The sequence below is a fragment of the Allobosea sp. UNC402CLCol genome, assembly GCF_000745475.1.
Lineage (GTDB): Bacteria > Pseudomonadota > Alphaproteobacteria > Rhizobiales > Beijerinckiaceae > Allobosea > Allobosea spartocytisi.
The window spans coordinates 433923-459065 of the sequence record NZ_JQJJ01000008.1; the positions used below are offsets into that span (position 1 = coordinate 433923).

At 67.7% G+C, this 25143-nt stretch carries 22 protein-coding genes; 4 read left to right on the top strand and 18 right to left on the bottom strand.

Going from position 1 to position 25143, the window contains the following annotated elements; translation table 11 throughout:
• Window positions 1-53: 53 nt before the first annotated feature.
• From ftsZ to GY40_RS04095, 5 genes are all read right to left on the bottom strand, one after another.
• Window positions 54-1742: a cell division protein FtsZ gene (gene ftsZ / locus GY40_RS04075; protein WP_038358862.1), complete on the bottom strand. Its 1689-nt coding sequence runs from the start codon at window positions 1740-1742 to the stop codon at window positions 54-56.
• A 163-nt stretch (window positions 1743-1905) separates the two neighbouring features.
• Window positions 1906-3201, bottom strand: a complete 1296-nt coding sequence (ftsA, locus tag GY40_RS04080) for a cell division protein FtsA (RefSeq protein WP_038360020.1) — start codon at window positions 3199-3201, stop codon at window positions 1906-1908.
• Window positions 3202-3233: 32 nt separating this feature from the next.
• A complete protein-coding gene (locus GY40_RS04085) occupies window positions 3234-4163 on the bottom strand; it encodes a cell division protein FtsQ/DivIB (RefSeq protein WP_248311085.1) in 930 nt (309 codons plus the stop codon).
• Window positions 4164-4168: 5 nt separating this feature from the next.
• Window positions 4169-5083 carry a D-alanine--D-alanine ligase gene (locus GY40_RS04090; RefSeq protein WP_038358864.1) on the bottom strand — a complete coding sequence of 305 codons (915 nt, stop codon included), beginning with the start codon at window positions 5081-5083 and terminating at the stop codon, window positions 4169-4171.
• Window positions 5084-5316: 233 nt separating this feature from the next.
• Window positions 5317-5778 carry a MarR family winged helix-turn-helix transcriptional regulator gene (locus tag GY40_RS04095; protein WP_081925123.1) on the bottom strand — a complete coding sequence of 154 codons (462 nt, stop codon included), beginning with the start codon at window positions 5776-5778 and terminating at the stop codon, window positions 5317-5319.
• 151 nt (window positions 5779-5929) lie between these two features.
• On the opposite strand from GY40_RS04095, the gene GY40_RS04100 reads away from it, so the two are divergent.
• Window positions 5930-6820, top strand: coding sequence for an EamA family transporter (locus tag GY40_RS04100; RefSeq protein WP_038358868.1), 891 nt, complete (start codon window positions 5930-5932; stop codon window positions 6818-6820).
• On the opposite strand, the gene murB is transcribed toward GY40_RS04100, so the two are convergent.
• From murB to GY40_RS26425, 5 genes are all read right to left on the bottom strand, one after another.
• A complete protein-coding gene (gene murB, locus GY40_RS04105; RefSeq protein WP_038358869.1) occupies window positions 6795-7721 on the bottom strand; it encodes a UDP-N-acetylmuramate dehydrogenase in 927 nt (308 codons plus the stop codon). The two genes, GY40_RS04100 and murB, sit on opposite strands and share 26 nt — an antisense overlap.
• 38 nt (window positions 7722-7759) lie before the next feature.
• Window positions 7760-9166 carry a UDP-N-acetylmuramate--L-alanine ligase gene (murC, locus tag GY40_RS04110; protein WP_038358871.1) on the bottom strand — a complete coding sequence of 469 codons (1407 nt, stop codon included), beginning with the start codon at window positions 9164-9166 and terminating at the stop codon, window positions 7760-7762.
• 16 nt (window positions 9167-9182) lie between these two features.
• On the bottom strand, window positions 9183-10286 hold the full coding sequence (gene murG / locus GY40_RS04115) for an undecaprenyldiphospho-muramoylpentapeptide beta-N-acetylglucosaminyltransferase (RefSeq protein ID WP_038358874.1): 1104 nt from the start codon (window positions 10284-10286) through the stop codon (window positions 9183-9185).
• Window position 10287: 1 nt separating this feature from the next.
• Window positions 10288-11421, bottom strand: coding sequence for an FtsW/RodA/SpoVE family cell cycle protein (locus GY40_RS04120; protein ID WP_038358876.1), 1134 nt, complete (start codon window positions 11419-11421; stop codon window positions 10288-10290).
• A 142-nt stretch (window positions 11422-11563) separates the two neighbouring features.
• Window positions 11564-12187: a TetR/AcrR family transcriptional regulator gene (locus GY40_RS26425; RefSeq protein WP_051987493.1), complete on the bottom strand. Its 624-nt coding sequence runs from the start codon at window positions 12185-12187 to the stop codon at window positions 11564-11566.
• A gap of 201 nt (window positions 12188-12388) precedes the next feature.
• On the opposite strand from GY40_RS26425, the gene GY40_RS04130 reads away from it, so the two are divergent.
• The 3 genes from GY40_RS04130 to GY40_RS04140 are packed head-to-tail and all read left to right on the top strand — an operon-like array spanning window position 12389 to window position 15654.
• Window positions 12389-12847, top strand: coding sequence for a (2Fe-2S)-binding protein (locus GY40_RS04130; protein ID WP_038360026.1), 459 nt, complete (start codon window positions 12389-12391; stop codon window positions 12845-12847).
• A 3-nt stretch (window positions 12848-12850) separates the two neighbouring features.
• On the top strand, window positions 12851-15031 hold the full coding sequence (locus tag GY40_RS04135; protein WP_038358878.1) for a xanthine dehydrogenase family protein molybdopterin-binding subunit: 2181 nt from the start codon (window positions 12851-12853) through the stop codon (window positions 15029-15031).
• The gene (locus tag GY40_RS04140; RefSeq protein WP_038358880.1) at window positions 15031-15654 is read left to right on the top strand and encodes a hypothetical protein; all 624 of its coding nucleotides are present in this window, start codon (window positions 15031-15033) and stop codon (window positions 15652-15654) included. The genes GY40_RS04135 and GY40_RS04140 overlap by 1 nt, the downstream gene beginning before the upstream one ends.
• Before the next feature lie 6 nt (window positions 15655-15660).
• Here the strand turns inward: GY40_RS04140 and murD are convergent, their stop codons facing one another.
• Genes murD through GY40_RS04180 form a run of 8 tightly spaced genes read right to left on the bottom strand, consistent with a single transcriptional unit; the run spans window position 15661 to window position 24823 of the window.
• Window positions 15661-17115: a UDP-N-acetylmuramoyl-L-alanine--D-glutamate ligase gene (murD, locus tag GY40_RS04145; protein ID WP_038358881.1), complete on the bottom strand. Its 1455-nt coding sequence runs from the start codon at window positions 17113-17115 to the stop codon at window positions 15661-15663.
• Between the two features lie 10 nt (window positions 17116-17125).
• Entirely contained in the window at window positions 17126-18208 is a 1083-nt protein-coding gene (gene mraY, locus GY40_RS04150; RefSeq protein WP_038358883.1) for a phospho-N-acetylmuramoyl-pentapeptide-transferase, read from the bottom strand.
• Between the two features lie 37 nt (window positions 18209-18245).
• Window positions 18246-19670, bottom strand: a complete 1425-nt coding sequence (locus GY40_RS04155) for a UDP-N-acetylmuramoylalanyl-D-glutamyl-2,6-diaminopimelate--D-alanyl-D-alanine ligase (protein WP_038358885.1) — start codon at window positions 19668-19670, stop codon at window positions 18246-18248.
• A complete protein-coding gene (locus tag GY40_RS04160) occupies window positions 19670-21121 on the bottom strand; it encodes a UDP-N-acetylmuramoyl-L-alanyl-D-glutamate--2,6-diaminopimelate ligase (protein WP_038360028.1) in 1452 nt (483 codons plus the stop codon). The genes GY40_RS04155 and GY40_RS04160 overlap by 1 nt, the downstream gene beginning before the upstream one ends.
• A gap of 27 nt (window positions 21122-21148) precedes the next feature.
• A complete protein-coding gene (locus GY40_RS04165; RefSeq protein WP_038358888.1) occupies window positions 21149-22927 on the bottom strand; it encodes a peptidoglycan D,D-transpeptidase FtsI family protein in 1779 nt (592 codons plus the stop codon).
• Window positions 22924-23310: a cell division protein FtsL gene (locus tag GY40_RS04170; RefSeq protein ID WP_038358891.1), complete on the bottom strand. Its 387-nt coding sequence runs from the start codon at window positions 23308-23310 to the stop codon at window positions 22924-22926. Before GY40_RS04170 ends, GY40_RS04165 begins: the two co-directional genes overlap by 4 nt.
• 2 nt (window positions 23311-23312) lie before the next feature.
• Window positions 23313-24353, bottom strand: a complete 1041-nt coding sequence (gene rsmH / locus GY40_RS04175) for a 16S rRNA (cytosine(1402)-N(4))-methyltransferase RsmH (protein ID WP_051987494.1) — start codon at window positions 24351-24353, stop codon at window positions 23313-23315.
• Window positions 24350-24823 (bottom strand): division/cell wall cluster transcriptional repressor MraZ, encoded by a 474-nt coding sequence (locus tag GY40_RS04180; protein ID WP_051987495.1) that lies wholly within the window; start codon window positions 24821-24823, stop codon window positions 24350-24352. The genes rsmH and GY40_RS04180 overlap by 4 nt, the downstream gene beginning before the upstream one ends.
• Window positions 24824-25143: the final 320 nt, after the last annotated feature.

The window sequence follows — 25143 nt, forward strand, 5'->3', positions numbered from 1 at the left end:
GCCGCGCAGCCTGCGCGACGGGATTGGTTACAAGGCCGCGACGGGCCGGGAGATCAGTTCGCCTGGCGGCGCAGGAAAGCCGGAATCTCCAGCTGGTCTTCTTCGCTGTTGCGAGTCGGCGCGGCACGGCCATGCGGATCGAGCTGGCCCTGGGCCGGGCGCGAGGCCGGCGGCGCCGGGCGACGCATGTACTCGGCATGGGCAGCGCTCGGCGCCGCCGCCTGCGGCATGGCCGGGGCCTGGCGCGCCGGAACAGGCGCCGGCGCGGCGTGCTGCTCCTCCTCGTCCTTGCGGCCGAAACCGACCGAGGCAAGGCGCTGCATCAGCGACATGCGCTTCTGCTCGACGGCGCTCGGCGCCTGCGGCACGGGCTGCGCGCCGCGCTGGGCGTGGAGCTGGGCCTGGCCCGGAGCCGGCAGATCCTCGATCCGCGGCATGCGGGTCGGGCGCACCGCGCGCTCCGGCGCCGGCGGAATGAAGCTCTCGTCGAAGTGCAGGCTCGGCTCGGCCGGGGCGTGCGGCTCGGGCGCCGGAGCAGCGACCATCATCGCACGCGGCTGCATCGGCTCGATGCGGATGTCCTGCGTGACCTGCGCGGCGGGAACCGGCTCGGCGAGCGGAGCGGCACGAGCCGTCTCGATCACCGGCGCGGGCTGCTGGGCGGGACGGGGCGCCTGCGTCGCGGCATTGCTGCGCAGGCGGGCCTCCTGCTTCAGGCGCTCGGCCACCTGGGCAATGCGGGCTTCGGTCTCGTCGGACTCGCCGACATGCGAGAGCGGCTTGTCGATGCCGGTCGCGACGACCGAGACGCGCACCGTGCCCTCGAGCGATTCGTCGAAGGTGGCGCCGACGATGATGTTGGCCTCGGAATCGACCTCCTCGCGGATGCGGGTGGCAGCCTCGTCGACCTCGTACAGCTTCATGTCGCGCCCGCCGGTGATCGAGATCAGCAGGCCGCGCGCGCCCTTCATCGAGATGTCGTCAAGCAGCGGGTTGTTGATCGCGGCCTGGGCTGCGGTCAGCGCGCGCTTCTCGCCCTGCGCCTCGCCGGTGCCCATCATCGCCTTGCCCATGCCACGCATCACTGCGCGCACGTCGGCGAAGTCGAGGTTGATGAGGCCGGGACGGACCATCAGGTCGGTGATGCAGGCGACGCCCGAATAGAGCACCTGGTCAGCCATGCCGAAGGCGTCGGCGAAGCCGGTCGTCTCGTTGGCGACGCGGAACAGGTTCTGGTTCGGGATGACGATCAGCGTATCGACAGCCTCGTTGAGCTCGGAGATGCCGGCTTCCGCCATGCGCATGCGGCGCTGGCCCTCGAACTGGAAGGGCTTGGTGACGACGCCGACGGTCAGGATCCCCATGTCGCGGGCGACGCGGGCGATGGCCGGGGCAGCGCCCGTGCCGGTGCCGCCGCCCATGCCGGCGGTGATGAAGACCATATGTGCGCCCGCCAGGTGATCGCGAATCTCGTCGATGACTTCCTCGGCCGCGGCCCGCCCGACTTCCGGCTGCGAGCCGGCGCCGAGGCCCTCGGTGACCTGGAGGCCCATCTGGATGATGCGCGAGGAGCGCGAGAGCGCCAGCGCCTGCGCATCCGTGTTGGCGCAGACGAAGTCGACGCCGTCGAGACCGGCCTCGATCATGTTGTTGACCGCATTGCCGCCCGCACCGCCGACACCGAAGACCGTGATCCGGGGCTTGAGTTCCCGGATGTCCGGGGCTTGCAGATTCATCGCCATGATTGCCTCTTTTGATCCCTTTGACCGGCGCCTGGCGGGAGCCGTCGATTGCTACGTTTGACGCCGTGCCCGCTGACGCGGGCGGTACTCACTCAATTCTGGAACTTGGCCGGTCTTGGAGTAGCGGTCCGGGAAAACCGGTTTCCGCTTTTCCGCGCCAAGTTCAGAAACTGTCCTTCAGCCACCGCCCGACGCGCGAGAAATAGCCGTCCGTCCCGGTCGCGAAATAGCGCCCGCCGGCGGCGCGTGGTTCGAAATGCTCGACATGCGCGACCTGCGGATAGACCAGCAGGCCGACCGCCGCCGCAAAGGCCGGCCCCTTGCCGGCTTCGGGCAATCCCTTGATGCCGAGCGGGCGACCGGTGCGAACTTGGCCCCCGAGAATGCGCCGCGCCACCTCGGGCAGGCCGGTGAGCTGGCAGGCTCCGCCGGTCAGCACGACGCGGCGCCCGGCCTGGGCCGAGAAGCCGGCATTGTTCAGCCGATCGCGGACCAGTTCGAGAATCTCCTCGACCCGCGGCTTGATGATGCGCACGAGATGCGACTTGGCGAGATGGTTCGGCATGTCGCGCTCGTCGTCGTCGACCTGCGGCACCGCGATCATGTCGCGCTCGTCGGAGGCGCTGGCGATGCAGGAGCCGTGCAGCGTCTTCAGCCGCTCGGCCGCAGAGACACGGGTCGAGAGCCCGCGCGCCACGTCCATGGTGATATGGTTGCCGCCGACCGCGATGGCGTCGGCATGCATCAGATGGCCGCCGGCGAAGACGCCGAGGCTCGTCGAGCCGCCGCCGAGATCGACGACGACCACGCCCATCTCCGCCTCGTCATCGACCAGGACCGAAAGGCCGGAGGCATAGGGCGTCGCGACGACCGCCTCGACCTCGAGATGGCAGCGCTCGACCGCCAGCATGACGTTGCGCGCCGCCGCCGCCTCGCTGGCGACGACATGCATGTCGACGGAGAGCTTGCCGCCGATCAGCCCGCGCGGATCGAGCACGCCCGGCACGCCGTCGAGCGCATAGCCGGTCGGCAGCGCATGGAGCACGGCCTTGCCGGGGCGGATCGCATGGGTCGCGGCGGTGGCGAGGACGCGCTTGACGTCGGCATCTCCGACCGAGCCGGAGCGCAGATCGACGCCGGCCGCATAGTGCTGCGAGCCGATGCGCCCGCCGGTCAGATTGACGATGACCGACTGCACCTCGACCTTGGCCATGCGCTCGGCCGCGTCAACCGCGGCGCGGATGGCGCGCTCGGCGCTTTCGAGATCGATGATCGCCCCGCCCTTGAGGCCGAGCGAGCGCTGATGGCCGATGCCGATGATGCGGGCGACATGGGTGCGCCCGCGCAGCCGCTCATTGGCCTCGGCCGGGTTCAGCTCGGCGATCAGGCAGACGACCTTGCTCGTGCCGATATCGAGAATCGACAGCGTCGCGCTCTTGCGCGCCGAGAGCGGGCGCATGCGCGGGGTCAGGCCCTGGGAGGTGAAGTGGTTCACGCCTCCCCTCCCTTCTTCTTGGTCTTGGCGCGGTTCTTCAGCATCTCGGCCCGGGCGGCAGCCGCCTCCTCGGAGAGGCGCATCACCACGCGATCCGGCTGACGCAGGTCGATGGCGAGGACGTCCTTGTCGAGGATGCGGTCGTTGCTCTCCAGCGAAGCGAGCCGCCCGATCGCGGCCTCCGGCTTCGCCTCGGGCAAGCGCACATCCATGCCGTTATCGAGCTTGAGGTCCCAGCGACGGTCGGACACCAGCATGCCGGCGCGGATATGCTCCGCCAGCGGACCGGCCTCCTTGCGCAGCGCCAGATATTCGCTCGCGCGGATATTGGCATTCTTGCCCACGACCAGCGGCAGGAAGGCGAAGCGGCCATCGTCCATCTTGTCGATCACCGTGCCATCAGCCGCGATCACGAAAAGCTCGCCCTTGACCTGCCAGAGCGCATAGGGCTCGCGCTCGGTCAGCGAGATCGAGATCTCGCCCGGATAGAGCTTGCGCACCTGCGCCTCGCGGATCAGCGGGTTGGCCTCGAGCTGCCGGCGCGCCTCGTCGGCGTCGAAGAACATCAGCGAGGTCTTCGAATCGATGCCGGCGGCAACGAGCACCTCCTGCTCCGACAGCCCCCAGAGGCCCGAGATCGTGACGCGGTCGATGCCGAAGCCGAGCATGCGCGCGATCATGTGCTGCGGCGCGCCATTGGCGTCCTGCATCGCCTGATACTGGCCGCCGATGACGAAACCGCTGCCGAGGCTGAGCGCGAGGTAGCCGAGCGCGAGCCAGGAGCCGATGCCGCGCGGGATGCGCTCAGCCAGGGGCGTGGCCGAGCGGCGCGGGCGCCGCATCCAGCGTCCCTGTCGCTCACTGCCGATCAGCAGTTGCGGGCCGGTAGCCGCGACCGGCTGGCGCGAGGAGGTTTTCGCCGTCATCGCTTTCACCGATCGAGGGAGGCGTCCTGCACCATCCATTTGACGAGCTCACCGAAATTCAGGCCCGCATGGGCAGCCAGTTCGGGCACCAGGCTGGTCTCGGTCATCCCGGGCTGCGTATTGACTTCCAGCCAGACGAGCGTGTCGCTCTCGTCGTCGTAGCGGAAATCAGATCGGCTGACGCCCCGGCATCCGATTGCTTGATGCGCCGTTAACGCACACTCTTCGATCTGCTGGTAAATTTTCGGTAAAATTTGAGCCGGACAGATGTGGATCGAGCCACCTTTTGCGTACTTCGCGTCATAGTCGTAGAATTCACCAGTTGCGGCTTGTATTTCGGTCACACCCAGCGACCGGCCGCCCATCACGGCGCAGGTCAGCTCGCGCCCGGCGATGAAGGTCTCCGCCAGCAGCATATCGCCGCAAGGCCAGTCCGGCCGGGCGATCTCCTGCGGCGGGTGCTCTCGCCCCTTCTTGACGATCACGACGCCGACGGAGGAGCCCTCGTCGACCGGCTTCAGCACATAGGGCGGCGGCAGGACATGGCTCTTCGCGGCCGCGAATCGCGAGACGTTGACGCCATGCGCGACCGGGACGCCAGCCGCCTTCACCACCGTCTTCGCCCGGTCCTTGCGGATCGCCAGCGCCGAGGCCAGCACGCCGGAATGGGTATAGGGAATGCGCAGGATCTCGAGCACGCCCTGGATCGTGCCATCCTCGCCGAAGCGGCCATGCAGGGCATTGAAGGCGACATCCGGCTTCAGCTTCGCCAGCACCTCGGCGATGTCGCGCTGCACGTCGACGCGGGTGACGCGATAGCCCTGCCCTTCCAGGGCGCGGGCGCAGGCCGCACCGCTGTTGAGGCTGACCTCCCGCTCGACGGACCATCCCCCCATCAGCACTGCAACATGTTCGATCATCGGAGCCCCGCGCCGCTGCGTTGGGTCCAACCTCGTTAAACTTGGTTAACAGCTCGTTAACCAAGACGAACGCGGCGTTAAGGGGCGGCATCGGCGTTTTGGAGCAAGACCCTGCGGAACCCATTCGCGGCGGGATCGAGCACATGTGTTTTCAATGAAACGCGGGTCATCCCGGCTGGAGCGAAGCGAAGCCCCGGGACGACCGCAGTGCTTCTTCAGAGAATCAGCAGCCGCTAGCCGATCTTCGCGAGCAGCCGCCTCAGCTCCGCCCGCTCCTCCTCTGAAAGCGCGCTGACCAATCGTTCCTCGGTCGCGACATGGCTGACGACGATTCGCTCCGCCAGCGCGAAGCCGGCCTCGGTCAGCACGACGCGCAGCGCCCGCCGATCCTCCGGATCCGCGAGCCGGTCGATCAGCCCCCGCTTCTGCAACCGGTCGAGACGGTTCGTCATCGCAGAGGTCGAGATCATCATGTCCTGGGCGAGCTCGGACGGCGACAGGGCCTGCCCCTTCCCCTGCCGGCGCAGGGTCAGCAGCACGTCGAAACCAGCAAGATCGAGATCATCGGCCGCGAGATTGGCAGCAACCCCATCGCGCACCCGGTCCGCAGCACGCCACAGGTCGCCGCAAACAGCCATGACGCTCGCGTCGAGGTCAGGCCGCTCGCGCCGCCACTGTGCGAGGATCGAATCCATCGCACCACCCTGAGGCCCGGGTCGATCCCGCTCCATCTTCGCTCCTTGCAAATATTTTCACGTCATATATTTTGATATCGAAATATATGACGTCGAACAAAGATAGCGTCGGCGCATGCGGAAGCCAAGCTCTGCGGCACCGGAGGTCGCCATGTCGCTCAACCTGAACAGAACCCTGCTGACCACCATTCTCGTGCCTTGCCTCTGGGGTTCGACCTATATCGTCTTCACCCAGACGCTTCCGGTCGATCACCCACTGCTTGTCGGCGCGTTGCGGGCGCTGCCGGCCGGCCTGCTGCTGATGGCCCTCGGCCCCGGCCTGCCGCCACGCGACAAGCTGTTGCCGCTGTCCGCTCTGGGTCTCGCGAATATCGGCATCTTCTTCGCACTGCTTTTCGTCAGCGCCGCGCGCCTCCCCGGAGGGCTCGCCGCGACGGTCGGGTCGACGCAGCCGCTGATCGTCGGCCTGCTGGCCTGGCCCCTGCTCGGCCGGCGCCCAGGCCGCGGGCAGATCCTCGCAGCGCTCGCCGGCCTCATCGGTGTCGCCTTGCTGGTGCTCGATCCGCAAGCGAAGCTGGATGCCGCCGGCATCGTCGCCGGCCTCGCCAGCGCCGCTTCCATGGCGACGGGAACGGTCCTGATCGAGCGCTGGGGCAAGATGGGCTCGCCCCTGGCGCTGGCAGCCTGGCAACTCACCCTGGGCGGGCTGATCCTGCTGCCGGTGGCGCTGTTGGTCGAAGGGCTGCCGCCAGCACCGACGATCCTGAACGGAATCGGCCTCGGCTATCTTGTGCTCGTCGGCACTGCCCTCGCCTATTGGCTCTGGGTCAGGGGCATCACCACGCTCGGCGCCAGCGTCGCCTTCCTCGGCCTGCTCAGCCCGACGGTCGCGACCATTCTCGGCGCCGTCCTGCTCGGGCAGTGGCTGGGTGGTGTCCAGCTCCTCGGCATCGCGGTCATCCTGGGCTCGACGATCACGGGCATGCTGCTCTCGCGCCGGGCCGCGGCAGCGGCTGCTAGGCCGCAACCCCGATCCGCTTGATCTCCCACTGCAGCTCGAAGCCGGAATTCTCCTTCACCCGGCGGCGTACCTCCTCGCCGAGCCCTTCGACATCGGCCGCCGTCGCGCCGCCGGTGTTGATCAGGAAATTGCAGTGCATCTCCGACACCTGCGCCCCGCCGATGCGCAGGCCGCGGCAGCCGGCAGCGTCGATGAGCTGCCAGGCCTTGCCGCCTTCCGGGTTCTTGAAGGTCGAGCCCCCGGTGCGCTCCTTGATCGGCTGCGCCGCCTCGCGCGCCTGTGTCACCCGGTCCATCTCGGCCTGGATCGCAGCCTGCTCGCCCGGCCGCCCCTGGAACAGAGCGGAGGTGAAGATGATCTCGCGGGTCGCCTCCGCGCTGTTGCGATAGGTGAAGCCCATCTGCGCATGGCTGAGCTTCACGAGCTCACCCTTGCGGGTGACGCCGCGCGCCTCAACCAGCACATCGGTGGTCTCGCCGCCATGGGCACCGGCATTCATCCGCAACGCCCCGCCGATCGAGCCGGGGATGCCGCGAAAGAAGGCGAGGCCGTCGAGCGAAGCATCAGCCGCCGCGCGGGCCACCTTGACGTCCGGCACCGCCGTCCCGGCCCGGAGCCGATCGCCCGGTTCGACAGCGATTTCGGTGAAGCCCTTGCCGCCAAGCCGGATGACGAGACCGGGAATCCCGCCGTCGCGTACGATCAGGTTGGAGCCGAGCCCGATCACCGTGACCGGAATCTCCGCCGGCAGCTTCGAGAGCAGATAGGCGAGATCGTCTTCGTCGGCCGGCGTGAACAGGAGCTGCGCCGCCCCCCCGACCCGAAACCAGGTCAGGGCGGAGAGATCCTGATTCGGCAGGAGCCGGCCCCGCAGATCGGGAGCCGCGGCACGGATGTCGGAGGAGAGGTCTGCGAAGGGCATGGCGTCGCTTTAGCCTGTCGGGGCTCTGTCGAAAAGGCTCAGCCCTTCAGCGCCGCCAGCTCTCCCGGCAGCGCATAGGCCCATTGCGTGATGTTGCCGGCGCCGAGGCAGACGACGTAGTCGCCCGGCCCCGCCAGCTCCGCCACCATCCCGGCGAGCTTGTCCGAGGACTCCAGCGGCAACGCGTGGCGGTGGCCGCGCGCCTTGATGCCGGCGACCAGCGAATCGCGGTCGGCGCCTGCGATCGGCGCTTCGCCCGCCGCATAGGTGTCGGCCACGATCACCGTGTCGGCATCGTTGAAGCAGGCGGCGAAATCGTCGAACAGGCTCGACAGGCGCGTATAGCGATGCGGCTGCACGATCGCGATCACCTTGTTCTTGGTCGAGGCGCGGGCGGCCTTGAGCACGGCGGCGATCTCGACCGGATGGTGGCCGTAATCGTCGAAGATCAGCGCGCCGTTCCACTCGCCTGTCTTGGTGAAGCGGCGCTTGACGCCGCCGAAGCCAGCCAGCGCCTCGCGGATGCGCTGGACCGGGATACCCAGATCATAGGCGACCGCGATCGCAGCCGTGGCGTTGAGCGCGTTGTGATGGCCGGGCATCGGCATCACGAGATCGCGGATGACCTCGTCCCGGCCGGTCTTGCGGTCGCGGATCAGCAGTGTGAACTTCGCCTGCCCGCCCGAGAGATCGATGTCGATCAGCCGGAAATCGGCCTGCGGGTTCTCGCCATAGGTGACGACGCGGCGGTCGGTGATCTGGCCGACGAGGCCCTGCACCGTCGGATGGTCGATGCACATCACCGCGAAGCCGTAGAAGGGCAGGTTCTCGACGAAGGAGCGGAAGGCCGCCTTGATCGCGTCGAAGGTGCCGAAATGGTCGAGATGCTCGGGATCGATATTGGTGACGATCGCGACGTCGGCAGGCAGCTTCAGGAAGGTGCCGTCGGACTCGTCAGCCTCGACCACCATCCAGTCGCTCTCGCCCATGCGGGCATTGGTGCCATAGGCGTTGATGATGCCGCCATTGATCACGGTCGGGTCGAGCCCGCCCTTCTCGAGCAGCGTCGCGACCAGCGAGGTCGTGGTCGTCTTGCCATGGGTTCCGGCGATGGCGACGCAGCTCTTGAGCCGCATCAGCTCGGCCAGCATCTCGGCCCGGCGCACCACCGGCAGGCGATTCTCGCGCGCGGCCAGAAGCTCCGGATTGTCGCGCTTGATCGCGGTCGAAACCACGACGACCTCGGCCTCGCCCAAATTCTCGGCCTTGTGGCCGACGAAGGTGGTGATGCCCTTCTCGGCCAGGCGCTTGACATTGGCGCCGTCGGAGGCGTCGGAACCCTGCACCTTGTAGCCGAGATTATGCAGCACCTCGGCGATGCCGGACATGCCGATGCCACCGATGCCGATGAAATGGATGGAGCCGAGCTTCGGCGGCAGCTTCATGGTCCTGCGTGTCCTGTCAGTTCTGTAAGTTGGCCGTCGCGATCACGAGATCGGCAAGGCGGTCGGCGGCATCGGGAATGCCCGCGCTCTTCGCGTTTGCCGCCATGGTCGTCAAGTGCGCCGGCTGGGCGATGAGCTGCGAAAGCTCGCTGGCGAGCCGCCGCGGGGTGAATTCCGGCTGCAGGATCCGCAGCGCTCCACCCACCTTCTCGAGGAAAGCCGCGTTCGCCGCCTGGTCCTGGTCGAGCGAGCCCGGCAGTGGCACGAGGATACCCGGCCGGCCGATCACCGTGAGTTCCGCCACGGTCGAGGCCCCGCCGCGGGCGATCACGAGTTGCGCCGCCGCCATCTGGGCCGGCATATCCTTGATGAAGGGCATGACCGTCGCGCGAATCCCGAGCTTCTCGTAGATGCCGCGCACGCGCTCGTCGTCTTCTGCACGCGCCTGCTGGACGATCGTGAGGCGCGCCCGCTCGGCATCGGTCAGAAGCTGGATCGCGGGCGGCACAATATCGGCCATCACCCGCGCGCCCTGGCTGCCGCCGAAGACCAAGAGCCGGATCTTGCCCTCGCCCGGCCAGTCATAGTCGCGATCCGCCACTTCAAGCACCGCCGGGCGCACCGGGTTGCCGACATGGCGGCATTTCGCCTTGAGCGCCTCTGCGATGCCGCCCACCTCGGCGAAGCCGGTCGCGATAGCGGTGGCCCGCCCTGCCAGGAAGCGGTTGGCCCGGCCCATCACGGCGTTCTGCTCGTGGATCACGGTGCGCACGCCGGCTAGCGAGGCGCCGAGCACCGGCGGCACGGTCGGATAGCCGCCGAAGCCGACCACCACGTCCGGCTTGAGCTTGCGGATGATCCCGCGCGCCGCGAGCGTGCCCCTGGCGAGTTTCACCAGCGCAGCGGCCATCTTGAGAGGCGAGCGGCCCGAAGGCGTTGCGGCCGGCACCGCATGGACGGCTTCGGCCGGGAAGCTGCCGGCGTATTCGGCCGCGCGCGTATCCGTCATCAGCACGACGCGCATGCCCTTGGCGTGGAGCGCATGGCTCAGCGCCTCGGCCGGGAAGAGATGGCCGCCCGTTCCCCCGGCGGCCAGCACGATGAGCTTGCCGGTCGCCATCTCAGCCCCTGTAGGAACCGAGCTCGGCCGAGCGCGGCCGGCGCCGCGTCAGCGCGAGCAGGAAGCCGGTACCGACGGCGAGCGAGAGCAGCGACGAGCCGCCATAGGAGATGAAGGGCAGCGTCATGCCCTTGGCCGGCATCATGTGCAGGTTGACCATCATGTTGATCGCCGCCTGGATGCCGAAGAGCAGCGCGAGCCCGGTCACGGCGAGCCGCGTGAACGGATCCTCCGATTTCTGCGCCACGAACAGCGAGCGGATCACGATGATCGCGAACAGCAGCACCAGGATCATGCAGACGATCACGCCGAATTCCTCGGCGGTGACGGCGAAGATGAAGTCCGTATGCGCGTCGGGCAGGATGCGCTTCACCGTGCCCTCGCCCGGCCCCTTCCCGAGCCAGCCGCCCTGCGCGAAGCTTTCAAGCGCGGTGTCGACCTGGAACGAGTCGCCCGAGCCCTTGTCCATGAAGCGCTCGATGCGGGCGCGAACGTGGGGAACGAGCTCATAGGCGATGAAGATGCCGGTGGCGCCGATACCCCCTAACCCGATCACCCAGAACCAGTGCAGGCCGGCGACGAAGAACAGCCCGGCCCAGACCAGGCTGATCAGCATGGTCTGGCCGAAATCCGGTTGCAGCACCAACGGCGCGATCGAGATCGGCAGGATGAGCATGGCGAGGATCGTGCCCGGCAGGTCCGGCCGGCGCGTTCCCTCGGCGAAGGCCCAGGCGGCGATCACGACGAAGGCCGGCTTCAGGAATTCGGAGGGCTGCACGGAGCCCAGGAGGCCGAGCGTCAGCCAGCGCTTCGCGCCCTTGACCTCGACGCCGAAATAGAGCGTCGCCACCACCATGGCGAGCGAGCCGACATAGAGGATCAGCGCCGCGCGGCGCACCTGCCGGGGCGTCATGAAGGAGACGCTGAGGAAGATCACGATCGCGCCGGCGAGATAGGCCGCCTGCCGATTGACGAAATGGAAAGTCGACAGGCCCAGCCGCTCGGCGACCGGCGGCCCGCCGGCCATCAGCAGCACGACGCCCGACACCATCAGCGCGATGAGTGCGGCAAGGATCAGGCGGTCGATCGACCACCACCAGCGACCGCTGAGGGAAGGTTCGGCGCGGGAGACCATGGCGGGCATTCCATCGACAAGTTCTGCGCGGCCTGACCGCGCCTCGTGGCGAATCACTCTGTCAATGAATGGTTAACCGATTGATTCCGATGCGCCTCATTGCGCGGTTGCACGCCCGCGATCGGCGGGTTGTCCACGGTCGTCAGCGGGACGAGACCGCCGCCGCGAAGATGCGGGCGATGCCGGCAAGCCGCTCCGCATAGGCTTCGCAGCTCGGTGGCGTGCCCGTCTTGGCGCCGGTTGCGGCGAACATCATCCCAGCGATCCACTCATCGACCGATATCGAAGCGCGCGCCATCGCGATCTCGCCTCGGGCTTCCGCTTTCTGAAGCAGCAGGCGCGCGCATCGGGCGAAGATTTGCTCGAAGGCCTGCAACTCGCGCGTCGCGATCGTATTCATCACCGCCTTGAGCTCGACGAGATGCTCGCCTGTGCCAAAGCTCGCATAGGTCTGCCCGTGATGGGCCTGGAGCAAGGCGGCGAGCCGCTCCGGAAACGGCCCGGGCATCGCGACGACCTCACGGCAACGTGCCTCGACGCGGCGGCCGATCAGGTTCAGCATCGCCCGGAAGACGTCGTCCTTGCCCTTGAAATGCAGATAGAGCGTCGCCTTGGCGAGCCCGGCTTCCCTGGCGATGTCGTCCATCGAGCTGCGCTTGTAGCCATAGCGGGCGAACAGCCGCAGCGCCGCATCGGCGATCTGATCGACGCGGGCCTTCGCATCCTCGAGAGGGAGAGCGCTGGAACTTTCGCTTCTGTCCGACATTTGCAGCTTCAGCAGTCTTGACAAAATCCAAACTGCGCGCGACCATCCTAGTTAGACTCAAAACGTCTAATTAGTCCAGTCGCGCGACCCAGGGCTACGGATACATCGCCCGCATCTGATATGTCAGATCGGGCTATCGAGGGCGAGCCCTCGATCCGCACCATGGTGCCGCGCTGCGTCATGCCAGCATCGGAGGCAACCATGGTCTCTCTCAAGGTCAACGGGACGACGCATACCGTCGACGTCGACGACGACACGCCCTTGCTCTGGGCGATCCGCGACAATATCGGCCTGACCGGCACCAAGTTCGGCTGCGGCGTCGCGCAATGCGGCGCCTGCACCGTCTTCATCGACGGGCAGCCCCTGCGCTCCTGCGTCACGCCGGTCTCGGCGGTCGGCACGAGCGAGATCACCACCATCGAAGGCCTCGCCGGCAAGGAGGCGGACGCCGTCCAGGCCGCCTGGACCAACCGCGACGTGCCGCAATGCGGCTATTGCCAGTCCGGCCAGGTGATGAGCGCGATCGCTCTGCTCAAGGAAAACAAGAAGCCGACCGATCGCGACATCGACCTCGCGATGAACGGCAATCTCTGTCGTTGCGCAACGTACATCCGCATCCGCGCCGCGATCCATGACGCGGCCCGCGCGCTGGAGATCTGAGCCATGACCGCACATGATCCCAAGCTCTCCCGCCGCTCGCTGCTGGCCGGCGCCGGCGCCCTCGTCATCGGCTTCCACCTGCCGCGCGCCGCGAAGGCCCAGTCCGGCGCCGGCGCGGCCTATCGGCCGGGCGGCAACGCCACCTTCGCCCCGAACGCCTTCATCCGCGTCGCGCCCGACTCGACCGTGACCGTGCTGATCAAGCATATCGAGTTCGGCCAGGGTCCCTTCACCGGTCTCGCCACGCTCGCAGCCGAGGAGATGGACGCCGCCTGGAGCCAGATGCGCGCCGAGCACGCCCCGGCCGACGTCAAGCTCTATGCCAATCTCGCCTTCGGGGTGCAGGGCACCGGCGGCTCGACCGCCATCGCCAATAGCTGGGAGCAGATGCGCAAGGCCGGCGCCGCCGCCCGCATGATGCTGGTGCAGGCCGCTGCCGATGCCTGGAAGGTTCCCGCCGGCGAGATCACCGTCTCCGACGGTGTCATCAGCCACACTTCCGGCCGCAAGGGCTCGTTCGGGGAGTTCGCGGAAGCGGCCTCGAAACTGCCCGTGCCCGAAAACCCGCCGCTGAAGCCGGCCTCAGCCTACAAGCTGATCGGCAAGGAAGGCGCCGTGAAGCGCCTCGACAGCGCCGACAAGTCGCGCGGCAAGGCGCAGTTCACCATCGATATCCACGCGCCGAACATGCTGACGGTCGTCGTCGCCCGCTCACCGCGCTTCGGCGGCAAGGTCGCGAGCTTCGATGCGGCCGAGGCGCTCAAGGTCAAGGGCGTCGTCGATGTGAAATCGATCGGCTACGGCGTCGCGGTCTATGCCAATGGCATGTGGCCGGCGCTGAAGGGCCGCGAGGCGCTGAAAGTCACTTGGGACGACAGCGCCGCCGAAAAACGCGGCAGCACCGAGCTGATCGCCGAATACCGCAAGCTCGCCCACCAGCCCGGCACGGTCGCCGGCAGCCATGGCGACGCCGAGGCCGCGCTGGGCAAGGCCGACAAGGTCATCGAGGCGGAGTTCGTCTTCCCCTATCTGGCACATGCGCCGATGGAGCCGCTCGACGGCTATCTCGAATGGGATGGCGAAAAGGCGCATGCCCGTTTCGGCAGCCAGTTCCAGACGACTGAGCACCAGACCATCGCCGCCGTCCTCGGCCTGCCGCCGGAGAAGGTGACGCTCGAGACCATGCTCGCCGGCGGCAGCTTCGGCCGGCGCGCGCAGGTCAGCCAGCATCTCGCGGCCGAACTCGCCACCGTCGCCAAGACGATCGGCCCGAATCGCCCGGTCAAGGTGGTCTGGACGCGTGAGGACGACCTGACCGGCGGCTATTACCGCCCGCTCTTCGTCCATCGCTTCCGGGGCGCGGTGAAGGACGGCAAGATCGCGGCATGGTCTAGCACGCTCGTCGGCCAGTCCTTCTTCCTCGGCACGCCCTTCGAGGCGATGGTCGTCAAGAACGGCATCGACGCGACCTCCGTCGAGGGCGCCAACGAGATCTTCTACGAGGTGCCGGATTTCCGTTGCGAGGTGCATAATCCCAAGGTCGGCGTGCCGACTTTGTGGTGGCGCTCCGTCGGCCATACCCATACCGGCTATGCCGTCGAATGCTTCGTCGACGAATTGCTGCAAGCCGCCGGGCAGGACCCGGTGCAGGGCCGGCTCGCCATGATGGGCGACAGGCATCCGCGCGCCGCCGGCGTGCTCAAGGCCGTCGCCGATCTGGCGGGCTGGAAGGGAGGCGCGCCGGTGGACGGACGCGCCCGCGGCGTCGCCGTCGTCGAGAGCTTCGGTTCTTTCGTGGCCCAGATCGCCGAGGTCTCGATGGGGCCGGAGGGCGAGCCGAAGGTGCACAAGGTCTGGTGCGCGGTGGATTGCGGCGTCGCCGTCAATCCTGACATCATCCGTGCCCAGGTCGAAGGCGGCATCGGCTTCGGCCTCGGCCATGCCCTCTACGGCCAGATCACCCTCGATGGCGGCCGGCCGGTCCAGACCAACTTCCACGAATACCGCTCGCTGCGCATCAACGAGATGCCGGAGGTCGAGGTCAGGATCATCACCTCGACCGAGAAGCCGAGCGGCATCGGCGAGCCCGGCGTCCCGCCGATCGGCCCCGCCGTCGCCAATGCGCTCGCTGCGCTCGGTCACGGCCGGCCGCGCCAGTTGCCGATGCAGGGAGGCAGCGTCTGATGGGCCGCAACCTCCTCCTCGCCGCCGCGGCGGCACTAGCGGTCTGCGTCACCGGCAGCGCGCTGACGCTGGCGCAGAACAGCCCTCAGCCCGGCGGCGCGAGCTTGCGCCCGGCGGCGAGCTTCGCCTCCATCGCCAACCAGCGCGACCGCTCGGTCGCGCTCTTCAACGAGATGGGCAAGGTCCTCCAGAGTCCGCGCTGCATGAACTGCCATCCGGCAACGGAGCGGCCGCGCCAGGGCGATATCCGAAAGCTGCATGAGCCGCTCGTCGTACGCGGCAAGGACGGGCACGGCGCGCCCGGCCTGCAATGTTCGACCTGCCACGGCAAGGAGAACTACGATCCCGCCCGGATCCCCGGCGACGGGCATTGGGCGCTGGCCCCCGCCTCCATGGCCTGGGAAGGCAAGAGCCTCGCCCAGATCTGCGAGCAGTTGAAGGACCAGAACCGCAATGGCAGCCGCGACCTCACTGCGCTGGTCAAGCATGTCACCACCGACACGCTCGTGCTCTGGGGCTGGAACCCCGGCAAGGGGCGCACGCCCGCTCCGGGTACGGCAGCAGAATTCGGCGCGCTGATGCAAGCCTGGGCCGATAGCGGCTCTGCCTGCCCGGCGTCCTGAACCTGACTACCCTTTCGGGGCAGCCGGCTTTCCGGCAGTCCCGAAAGGCTCGAATCCCGGCAACGCCATGACCAGCTTGCGGAACGCCTCGCCGCGCACCTCGAAATTCGGGAACTGGTCGAAGGAGGCACAGGCCGGCGAGAGCAGCACCGCGATCTCGCCCTCGCCGGATTTCGTCAGCGCGTCGCGCGTCGCATCGGCCACCGCCTTGTCGAGCGTGACGCTGCGCTCATAGGCGACGCGCCCGTCATCGTCGAAGGTCGCGGCGAAGAGGTCGCTCGCAGCGCCGATCAGATAGGCCCGCGCGATATTGGGGAAATAGCGGCGCAAGGACTCGATGCCGCCCTCCTTGGCCTTGCCGCCGAGTATCCAGAAGATATCGCGGAAGGAGGTCAGCGCCTTCTCCGTAGAATCCGCGTTCGTGGCTTTGGAGTCGTTGATGAAGACGACGCGGCCGATCCGGCCGAGTTCCTCCATGCGGTGCGCCAGCCCCGGATAGGTCTTGAAGCCTGCTTCGATCTCCCCCGCGCTCAGACCCAGCGCCGAGCAGGCAGCGAAGGCCGCGGCCGCATTCTGCGCATTGTGCGAGCCGCGCAAGGAGCCGATGCCGGCGAGATTGGCGACGACGCGGGGCTTGCCGTCCTTGACCTCGACGATGCGCGTATCGAGCCGGCCCTGATTGGCGGTGACGCCCGCAAAGACGCCCTCGTCCAGTGGCTGCTCGCCGCTGATCTTCACCAGCGGGCGGCCCCCGGCGGCGCGGCGGCGCGCCATCTGCTTGGAAGGTTCGTCATCGACGCCGACCACGGCGATGTCCGCCGCCGAAACCAGCCGCTCCTTGATCCCCGCATAGTTCTCCAACGAGCCATGCCGGTCGAGATGATCCGGCGTCAGATTCATCTGGATGCCGACGGTCGGCGCGAGCGAAGGCGCGAGGTCGATCTGGTAGCTCGAGCACTCGATGACATGGATGCGGTTCGCCGCCGGCGGCTCCAGCGCCAATACGGCCGTGCCGATATTGCCGCCCATCTGGACGTCGCGACCGGCCTGCTTCAGCACATGCGCGATCAGCGCCGTCGTGGTCGACTTCCCGTTGGTGCCGGTGATGCAGACGACCGGAGAAGCCGGCGCGATCTTCGCCCGCTCCAGGAAGAACAATTCGACATCGCCGATGATCGCGACACCGGCTGCGTTGGCCTTCCCGACCGTCCAGTGCGGCTCGGGATGGGTCAGCGGCACGCCGGGCGAGAGCACGAAAGCCGCGAAGCCCGACCAGTCGGCGCTGGCGAGATCGACGACGGCGATGCCCTCGGCCGCCGCCTTCTCGCGGCTTTTCTCATTGTCGTCCCAGGCGGCGACCTCGGCACCGCCCGCCTTCAGCGCGCGTGCCGTGGCAAGGCCGGAACCACCGAGGCCGAACAGGGCGACCTTGCGCCCGGCGAAGACCGTGACGGGCGTCATCTTTCCGCTCTCAACGCAGCTTCAGCGTGGCGAGGCCGACCAGCGCCAGCACGACGGAGATGATCCAGAAACGGATCACCACCTGCGGCTCGGTCCAGCCCAGCTTCTCGAAATGGTGGTGGATCGGCGCCATCAGGAAGACGCGCTTGCCGGTGCGCTTGAACACCCCGACCTGGATGATGACCGAGAGCGCCTCGACCACGAAGAGGCCGCCGACGACGGCGAGCACGATCTCATGCTTGATCGCCACCGCGATGGTGCCGAGCAGCCCGCCAAGGCCGAGCGAGCCGGTGTCGCCCATGAAGATCTGGGCCGGCGGCGCGTTGAACCAGAGAAAGCCGAGCCCCGCCCCGATCACCGCCCCGCAGATCACCGCAAGCTCGCCCGCGCCGGGAACGTGATGGATCTGCAGGTAGTTGGCGAAGATGACGTTGCCGACGAGATAGGAGATGAAGCCGAAGGTGCCGGCCGCGATCATCACCGGCACGATGGCGAGCCCGTCGAGCCCGTCCGTCAGGTTCACGGAATTGCCGGCGCCCACCACCACGAAGGCCGTGACCAGCGGGAACAGGATGCCGAGCGGGATGATCGCCTCCTTGAGGAAGGGCATGGCGAAGCCCGACGAGATCGCCGGGGGCTGAATCTGCATGATGAGGTAGCAGGCGATCAGCGCGACCACGACCTCGATGGCGATGCGCGCCCTGCCCGAGAAACCCTTATGCGACTGCTTGGTCACCTTCAGGAAGTCGTCATAGAAGCCGATGGCGCCGTAGGCAGCGGTGACGCCCAGCACGATCCAGACATAGGGGTTGCGCAGATTGCCCCAGAGCAGCACGGCGGCGAACAGACCGGACAGGATCATCAGCCCGCCCATGGTCGGCGTGCCGCGCTTGGCGAGATGCGATTCAGGGCCGTCGGTGCGGATCGGCTGGCCCTTGCCCTGCTTGATGCGCAGCCAGGAGATCGCCGCCGGCCCGAAGAAGAAGACGAAGAGCAGCGCCGTCGCCGTCGCCCCGCCCGCCCGGAAGGTGATGTAGCGGAAGACGTTCAGCACGGGGAAGGTGCCGGACAATTCGGCGAGCCAGGCGAGCATGTCTTGGTGATCTTTCGGGAAACGTTCGGAGGGTGGTTCAGTCTTCGGACGGCACGGCAGGAAAGCGCGCGAGGAGCGCCTTGACGATCGGCCCCATGCGCGAGCCCAGCGATCCCTTGACCGTGACGACGTCGCCGGCGCGGACCGCCTCGAGCACGAGCGGCTCCAATTCGCCCGCCGCGGGGGCATAAGCCCCCCGCATGGCCGAAGGCAAGCTCTCATAGAGCCCTTTCATCAGCGGCCCGCAGGCGAAGACCCTGTCGATGCCGTTCGTGACGAGCGGCTCCGCCAGCCCCTTGTGCAGCTCAGCCCCGCTCGGACCGAGCTCGAGCATATCGCCGAGCACCGCGATGCGCCGCCCCCTGCCCTCGACCGGCAGGCGCCCGAGATTCTCGATCGCGGCCCGCATCGAGGCGGGGTTGCCGTTATAGCTTTCGTCGAGCAGCGTGAAGCGTCCGCCCGGCATCTGCAGCACCTGTCGCGCGCCACGTCCCGCCGGCGGCTTGAGATCGGCGAGCGCCAGCGCGGCCAGCGCGAGATCGGCGCCGAGCGCATGCACCGCCGCCAGCACGGCCAGCGAGTTCAGCACGATATGCCTGCCCGGGCTGCCGAGTTTGTAGGTCACCGGTTGGCCGAGCACCCGCGCCTCGACCGTCGAGATGTCGGGCTTCAGCGCGCAGGAGACGAGCCGGACATCGGCATCGGGGCTTTCGCCGAAAGTGATGATCCGCCCGGCCGGACCGGATTTGGCGATGTCGCGCAGCAGTTCGGATTGCGGGATGTCGGCATTGACGATCGCCGTGCCGCCCTTTTCGAGCTCCCAATAGACCCCGGCCTTCTCCTCCGCGATGCCTTCGAGCGAGGCGAAGGCGGCGAGATGCACAGGCGCGATCGTGGTGACGATGGCGACCTGCGGGCGCACCAGCCGCGCCAGCGGCACGATCTCGCCGGGGCTGTTCATGCCGATCTCGTAAACGCCATAGGCGACACCGGCCGGAGTGCGAACCAGCGTCAGCGGCACGCCCCAATGGTTGTTGTAGGAGGCGACCGGCGCATGGGTCTTGCCCTGGCGCGAGAGCACGAGGCGCAGCGCCTCCTTGGTGCCGGTCTTGCCGACCGATCCAGTGACGGCGACGACACCGGCCTTCAGCTCTGCCCGGCGGGCCGAGCCGGCAGCCTCCATCGCTTTGAGCACATCGGGAACGATGGCGAGCGCGCCCGCCCCGTTGAATTCCGCCGCATGGGCCTCATCGATCACCGCGAGCGCCGCGCCCTTCTCCAGCGCGCCCTTGACGAAGTCGTGCCCGTTACGCGCCTCTCCGGTGATGGCGAAGAAGACGTCGCCGGGCTCCAGCGTGCGGGTGTCGATCGAGGCGCCCGTCACAACCGGCGGCACGGCGCCTTCGGACCGCGCGCCAAGCGCGGCGATCAACTTGTCTCCGCTCCACAGGGGCGCGCTCATCACTGGATCTCCGACAACGCTTTCCGGACCACGTCGTGATCGGAGAACGGCAATGTGCGCTCGCCCACGATCTGGCCGGTTTCATGGCCTTTTCCGGCCACGACCAGCAAATCCCCAGGCATCAGCATGCATACCGCGCTTCTGATCGCCTCCTCGCGGTCGCCGATTTCCAGGAGCCTCGGCGAGGCGGCCATGATCTCGGCCCGGATCACCGACGGATCCTCGCTGCGCGGATTGTCGTCGGTGACGATGGCGATGTCGGCCTTCTCGGCGGCGATGGCGCCCATCAGCGGTCGCTTGCCCTTGTCGCGATCGCCACCGCAGCCGAAGACGCAGATCAGCCGCCCCGTCGCATAGGGACGAAGCGTCGTCAGGACCGCAGCGAGCGCATCGGGCTTGTGGGCGTAGTCGACGACAACGAGCGCGCCATTGGCTTCGCCGACCCGTTCGAGCCGTCCCGCCACCCCCTCCAGCCCGGAAATCGCCTCTAACGCCCGTCGCTTGTCCTCGCCGGTCGCGATGGCGAGCCCGGCCGCGACCAGCGCGTTTCCGGCCATGAAGTCACCGACCAGCGGCAGCGAAACCGAAATCCGCTCACCGCCGAAACCGATGCTCAGCCGCTGCACGAAACCGTCCCGCTCATTGGCCAGCAGCGTCAGCGTCTCGCCCTTGCGGCCGACGCCGATGATCGGGTGCCCGCCTGCTTCAGCGGCGCGCGCCGCCTCTTCGGCATAGGGCTCGTCCCGGTTGATCACAACCGGCGCCCCGGCCGGCAGCAAGTCCCAGAGCCGGAGCTTCGCGGCAAGGTAATCCTCGACGCTCGGGTGATAGTCGAGATGGTCGCGGCCGAGATTGAGGAAGGCTCCTGCCTTCAGACGCACCCCATCGAGCCGGCGCTGGTCGAGCCCATGCGAGGAGGCCTCCATCGCGAGATGGGAGACGCCCTCGCCGGCCAGCCTGTCGAGCGTGGCATGCAGCGAAAGCGGGTCGGGCGTGGTCAGAGAGCCGTAATCGGCACCCTTCGCGGTGACCACGCCGATCGTGCCGACGCTGGCAGAGGAGCGCCCGAGCGACTGGAAGATCTGGCGGGTGAAGTCGGCGACCGAGGATTTTCCGCTCGTCCCTGTCACAGCGACGATGGTTTCGGGCTGGCGCGGATGGAGCTTCGCTGCCGCCAGCGCCAGCGCGAGGCGCGGGTCCTCGACCTCGGCGAAGGCGACGCCGGCCGGCAGATCCGCCGGGCGCGGGCCGCCCGAAACGACGGCGATGGCGCCATGTCCCACCGCATCCATGATGAAGCGCGCGCCATCCGCCTTGGCGCCGGCAAGCGCGACGAAGACGTCGTCCCCCGTGACCTTGCGGCTGTCGAAGGAGACGCCATGCACCGGCTGACTGGCGGCGTCAGCCTCGAAGGTCTCGGGAAAGAGGTCTCCGAGGCTCAGTCCGGTCATCGTCATGCTCACCGTTATAGGCCGAGATCAGCGCGAGCCCCAGGCCCCGAGCTTCGCCATCAGCGGGAAGGGCGAAGGCGGCGGGTCGAAGCGCGGTGCGACGCCGAGCAGCGGAGCCGCGCGTTCGATCAGCTTGCCCGTGGTGACGCCGCCGTTCCAGGCCGCAGTCGAATAACCGCCGCTCTCGGCATAGCCCTTCGGCTCGTCATAGATGGTGAGGAAGAGATAGCGCGGCTTGTCGGACGGCACGATGGCCGTGAAGGTCGTGAAGTTCTTGTTCTTGGAATAGCGACCACCGATGACCTTTTCGGCCGTGCCGGTCTTGCCGCCGACGAAATAGCCGGCGACATCCGCCTTCTTGGCCGAACCCTTCTCGCCGTTGATGCGCATGATGAAGCGCAGCGCCTCGGAGGTCTCCGGCTTGATCACGCGGGTCGCGACCTGCATCGCCTCCTCCTGCGAGCGCTTCAGGAAGGTCGGCTTCATCAGATAGCCGCCATTGACCAGCGCGCCGACCGCAGCGATCGCCTGCAGCGGCGCGACGGCAAGGCCGTGGCCGAAGGCGATGGTCGCGGTGTTGATCTCGCCCCAGCGCTGCGGAACGATCGGGGCAGCGCTCTCCGGCAACTCCGTCGTCATCCGGTCGAGCTGCATCATCTTCTTGAGGAAAGCCTTATGGCCCTCGACGCCGACGGCCAGCGCCATCTTGATCGAGCCCATGTTCGAGGAATGCACGAAGACCTCGGGGACAGTCAGGGTCCGGCCGGTGCCGTGATATTCCTTGATGACCTGGCGGCCGAACCGCATCATCCCGCCGGCGGTCGAGAAGCTGGAGTTGATGTTGACCTTGCCGGAATCCAGCGCCATCGCGATGGTCAGGGCCTTGAAGGTCGAGCCCATCTCGTAGACGCCGACACTCATCCGGTTGATCCGGTCCTTCTCCAGCGCATCGACCGGATTGTTCGGGTCGAAATCCGGCAGCGAGACCAGCGCAATGACCTCGCCGGTGGTGACGTCCATGATCGCGCCCGCGGCGGCGATCGCCTTGAAACGCTCCATGCCCTTGACCAGCTCGTCGCGCAGCACATGCTCGACGCGCAAATCGATCGAGAGCTTGATCGGCTTCAGGTCGCTCGCCTGGCTGGTGAGGCCGGCGCCGTTCAGGTCCTGCAGCCCTTGCGAGTCGATGTACTTCTCCATCCCGGCGATACCGATATTGTCGATATTGGCGAAGCCGAGCACATGGGCCGCGGCCGGGCCGTTCGGGTAGAAGCGCTTGTGCTCGGGCAGGAAGCCGACGCCGGGTATTCCGAGGCGGTAGACCTCCGCCTGCTGGCGTGGGGTGATCTCGCGCTTGACCCAGACGAAGCCCTTCTTGGTGCCGAGCTTGTCGCGCAGATCCTTGGCGTCGAGTTCGGGCAGCACGGCCGTCAAAAGCTCGGTCGCCTCGTCCTTGTCGAGGATCTTGCGCGGCTCGGCGAAGACCGAGACGACGCCGATATCGGTGGCGAGGATCTCGCCATTGCGGTCGACGATGTCGGGCCGGGCCGCCGAAATCGCGTTCGAGCTCGCCCGCCGGATGCCGACCTGCTCGTTCGGCAGCGTCGCCAGCAGCGCAAGCCGGGCGGTGATCGCGATGAACAGCACCGAGAAGCCGAGGATGACGAGGCCGACGCGCGGCTGCGCCTTCTCGCCACTCATATGGAAGACGTCGCGCAGCCAGGCGAGACGCGAACGCTGGACGGGCGCCTCGAAGATTTCCGTCTCGGCCGCGGGGGCCTGTTCGGTCCGGGTCGTGTCGGTCATGGCATGGCTCCGGGCGTGGTCGCGCTCGCCTTGGCGCTTTTCGGCGTCTCCGTCGGCAGGCCGAGGCCCAGATCCTCGAGCTTGCGGCCGATGGCATCGACCTTGGGGCCGCGATTGGGAATCTCGGACGGCTTCACCACCTGCGTCGCCTGGAAGGGCTGCAGATCGAGATGCCGGTCGGCCAGCGTCTGGATGCGGTCAGGGCGGTTGAGGAATTGCCATTCCGCCTTGAGCACCTGGATCGCGTCGCGCTCGCGCTGCGTCTTGGTCTTGAGCTTCTGCAGATGCTCGGTCGCCAGCGTCGTCTCGTACTTGATCGTGTAGGCATAGACCGCCGAGGAGACGAGCGCGCCGATGGCGATGACATGGAGAAACTTGATCACGCTCAGCTTCTCCGGCGTGGCGAGGGTTCGGGAATGCCGGCGAGCGCGACGAGCCCGGCCTCGGCCCGGCGCGGCGGCGCATCGAGGCGCTCGGCGACGCGCAGCTTGGCCGAGCGCGCCCGCGGATTGGCCCGCATCTCCGCCTCGGAGGGCGCGACCGCGCCCCTCTCGACGAGGCGGAAGGTCGGTTGCCTTGCCGCGACCGCCGGCGCATGGCGCGAGCCGGACGGGACGCGGCCGGAGCGTTCGGCCAGGAATTGCTTGACGATGCGGTCTTCCAGCGAATGGAAGGTCACGACCACCAGCCGTCCGCCCGGACCCAGCACGGCCTCCGCCGCATGCAGGGCGCGAACCAGCTCGCCGAGCTCGTCATTGACCGCGATGCGCAGCGCCTGGAACACCCGCGTCGCCGGATGCGCCCCGCCGGGCTCGCCCCTGACGATGCCGGCGACCAGATCGGCAAGCTGCTTCGTTGTGGCCAGCGGCGCCTTGCGGCGCGCCTCGATCACGGCCCGCGCCACGGCGCGCGAACGGCGCTCCTCCCCATAGTGATAGAAGATATTGGCGAGCAGCCCTTCCTCGGCCTCGTTGACGATATCGGCGGCGCTTTGCCCCTCGCCGCTCATGCGCATGTCGAGCGGACCGTCGAAGCGGAACGAAAAACCGCGCTCGGGCTGATCGATCTGCATCGACGAGACGCCGATATCGAGCACGACGCCGTCGAGCGGGACCATGCGGAAGCGCTCGGCCTCCTCGGCGAGTTCGCCGAAGCGCGCCTGCGACAGCGTCAGCCGCCCGGCCATCGCCGCAACCAGATCGGCCCCGCCCGCGATCGCGCTCGGATCACGGTCGAGCCCGAGCAGGATCGCATCCGGCGCGACATCGAGGATCGCCTTGCTGTAGCCCCCTGCCCCGAAGGTGCCGTCGAGATAGCGCCCGCCCGGCTTCGGCGCGAGCGCGGCCAGAACCTCCGCGAGAAGCACGGGCACGTGACGAGGCGCCTCGTCACCGGCACCGTCACGACGGTCACCCTGGTCCGTCATGAGCTCGAACCTCCTGCCGTAACGGTCAATCCTCCAAGCGTCCGCTTGACGTCGCGCAGCCGGCTCCGCGCCGCGTCGAGATGGGCGCGGAAGCGCTCCGGCTCCCAGATCTGGAATTTGTGGCCATGCCCGACGAACGTCACCGCGTCGCCGATGCCGGCATGCGCTTTCAGCGCCTCGCTCAGCACGATCCGCCCTTCCGGGTCGACCTTCAGCACCTCCGAGGTGCCGTTCAGCGCCGTCGAGAGCAGCTCCCACTCGTCCGAGAACGGCGAGAAGCGCGCCAGGATGTCGTCGATCGTCGCCCGCAGCGCGTTGCCCCCGGCATCGAGCGCCGGCAGGTCGAGCCCCTGATGGACGTAAAGCCCCTCGTAGCCGTCCTTCGCGAGAACGGAGCGAAAGCTCGAAGGAATGGAAACGCGCCCCTTGGCGTCCAGCCGGTTGGTGAAGTTCGAGACGAAGCGGTCCATCAACGCCGCCTCCCGGCCTGCTCTCCACATCACCGCGGGACACAGGTCCCTGCGGCGGAAAACCCCTCCGTCGAAGCAGGCAAGCAGCGCCCGGCGACCAAAATCCGCGCGGCACACGGAGCCTGATCTGAGAACTGCCTGTCGGCTTCGACGGGATGATTTGGGATATCATGGGCAATCATGGGCGTCAATGGAATCGCCGGCACGAGTCGGTGCCTGCGATGGCTCGCTGCCATCACAGCCCGTTATGGTTAAGTATCCGTAAGCACGGGGAATTCGCCTCGTTTCCGCCGCAATTCAAAGCGGCGGACCGAGCGAGA

Excerpts from the sequence above, each read along its gene's own strand:
- rsmH (WP_051987494.1), bottom strand. The coding sequence starts at position 24,353 with ATGACGGACCAGGGTGACCGTCGTGACGGTGCCGGTGACGAGGCGCCT.
- murC (WP_038358871.1), bottom strand. The coding sequence starts at position 9,166 with ATGAAGCTGCCGCCGAAGCTCGGCTCCATCCATTTCATCGGCATCGGT.
- GY40_RS26425 (WP_051987493.1), bottom strand. The coding sequence starts at position 12,187 with ATGTCGGACAGAAGCGAAAGTTCCAGCGCTCTCCCTCTCGAGGATGCG.
- GY40_RS04090 (WP_038358864.1), bottom strand. The coding sequence starts at position 5,083 with ATGATCGAACATGTTGCAGTGCTGATGGGGGGATGGTCCGTCGAGCGG.
- murB (WP_038358869.1), bottom strand. The coding sequence starts at position 7,721 with ATGCCCTTCGCAGACCTCTCCTCCGACATCCGTGCCGCGGCTCCCGAT.
- murD (WP_038358881.1), bottom strand. The coding sequence starts at position 17,115 with ATGACGCCCGTCACGGTCTTCGCCGGGCGCAAGGTCGCCCTGTTCGGC.
- murG (WP_038358874.1), bottom strand. The coding sequence starts at position 10,286 with ATGGCGACCGGCAAGCTCATCGTGCTGGCCGCCGGGGGAACGGGCGGC.
- GY40_RS04095 (WP_081925123.1), bottom strand. The coding sequence starts at position 5,778 with ATGGATTCGATCCTCGCACAGTGGCGGCGCGAGCGGCCTGACCTCGAC.
- GY40_RS04135 (WP_038358878.1), top strand. The coding sequence starts at position 12,851 with ATGACCGCACATGATCCCAAGCTCTCCCGCCGCTCGCTGCTGGCCGGC.
- GY40_RS04140 (WP_038358880.1), top strand. The coding sequence starts at position 15,031 with ATGGGCCGCAACCTCCTCCTCGCCGCCGCGGCGGCACTAGCGGTCTGC.
- GY40_RS04160 (WP_038360028.1), bottom strand. The coding sequence starts at position 21,121 with ATGACCGGACTGAGCCTCGGAGACCTCTTTCCCGAGACCTTCGAGGCT.
- GY40_RS04130 (WP_038360026.1), top strand. The coding sequence starts at position 12,389 with ATGGTCTCTCTCAAGGTCAACGGGACGACGCATACCGTCGACGTCGAC.
- GY40_RS04085 (WP_248311085.1), bottom strand. The coding sequence starts at position 4,163 with ATGACGGCGAAAACCTCCTCGCGCCAGCCGGTCGCGGCTACCGGCCCG.
- ftsA (WP_038360020.1), bottom strand. The coding sequence starts at position 3,201 with ATGCGCCCGCTCTCGGCGCGCAAGAGCGCGACGCTGTCGATTCTCGAT.
- GY40_RS04100 (WP_038358868.1), top strand. The coding sequence starts at position 5,930 with ATGTCGCTCAACCTGAACAGAACCCTGCTGACCACCATTCTCGTGCCT.
- GY40_RS04155 (WP_038358885.1), bottom strand. The coding sequence starts at position 19,670 with ATGAGCGCGCCCCTGTGGAGCGGAGACAAGTTGATCGCCGCGCTTGGC.
- mraY (WP_038358883.1), bottom strand. The coding sequence starts at position 18,208 with ATGCTCGCCTGGCTCGCCGAATTGTCCGGCACCTTCCCCGTGCTGAAC.
- GY40_RS04180 (WP_051987495.1), bottom strand. The coding sequence starts at position 24,823 with ATGGACCGCTTCGTCTCGAACTTCACCAACCGGCTGGACGCCAAGGGG.
- GY40_RS04120 (WP_038358876.1), bottom strand. The coding sequence starts at position 11,421 with ATGGTCTCCCGCGCCGAACCTTCCCTCAGCGGTCGCTGGTGGTGGTCG.
- GY40_RS04165 (WP_038358888.1), bottom strand. The coding sequence starts at position 22,927 with ATGACCGACACGACCCGGACCGAACAGGCCCCCGCGGCCGAGACGGAA.
- ftsZ (WP_038358862.1), bottom strand. The coding sequence starts at position 1,742 with ATGGCGATGAATCTGCAAGCCCCGGACATCCGGGAACTCAAGCCCCGG.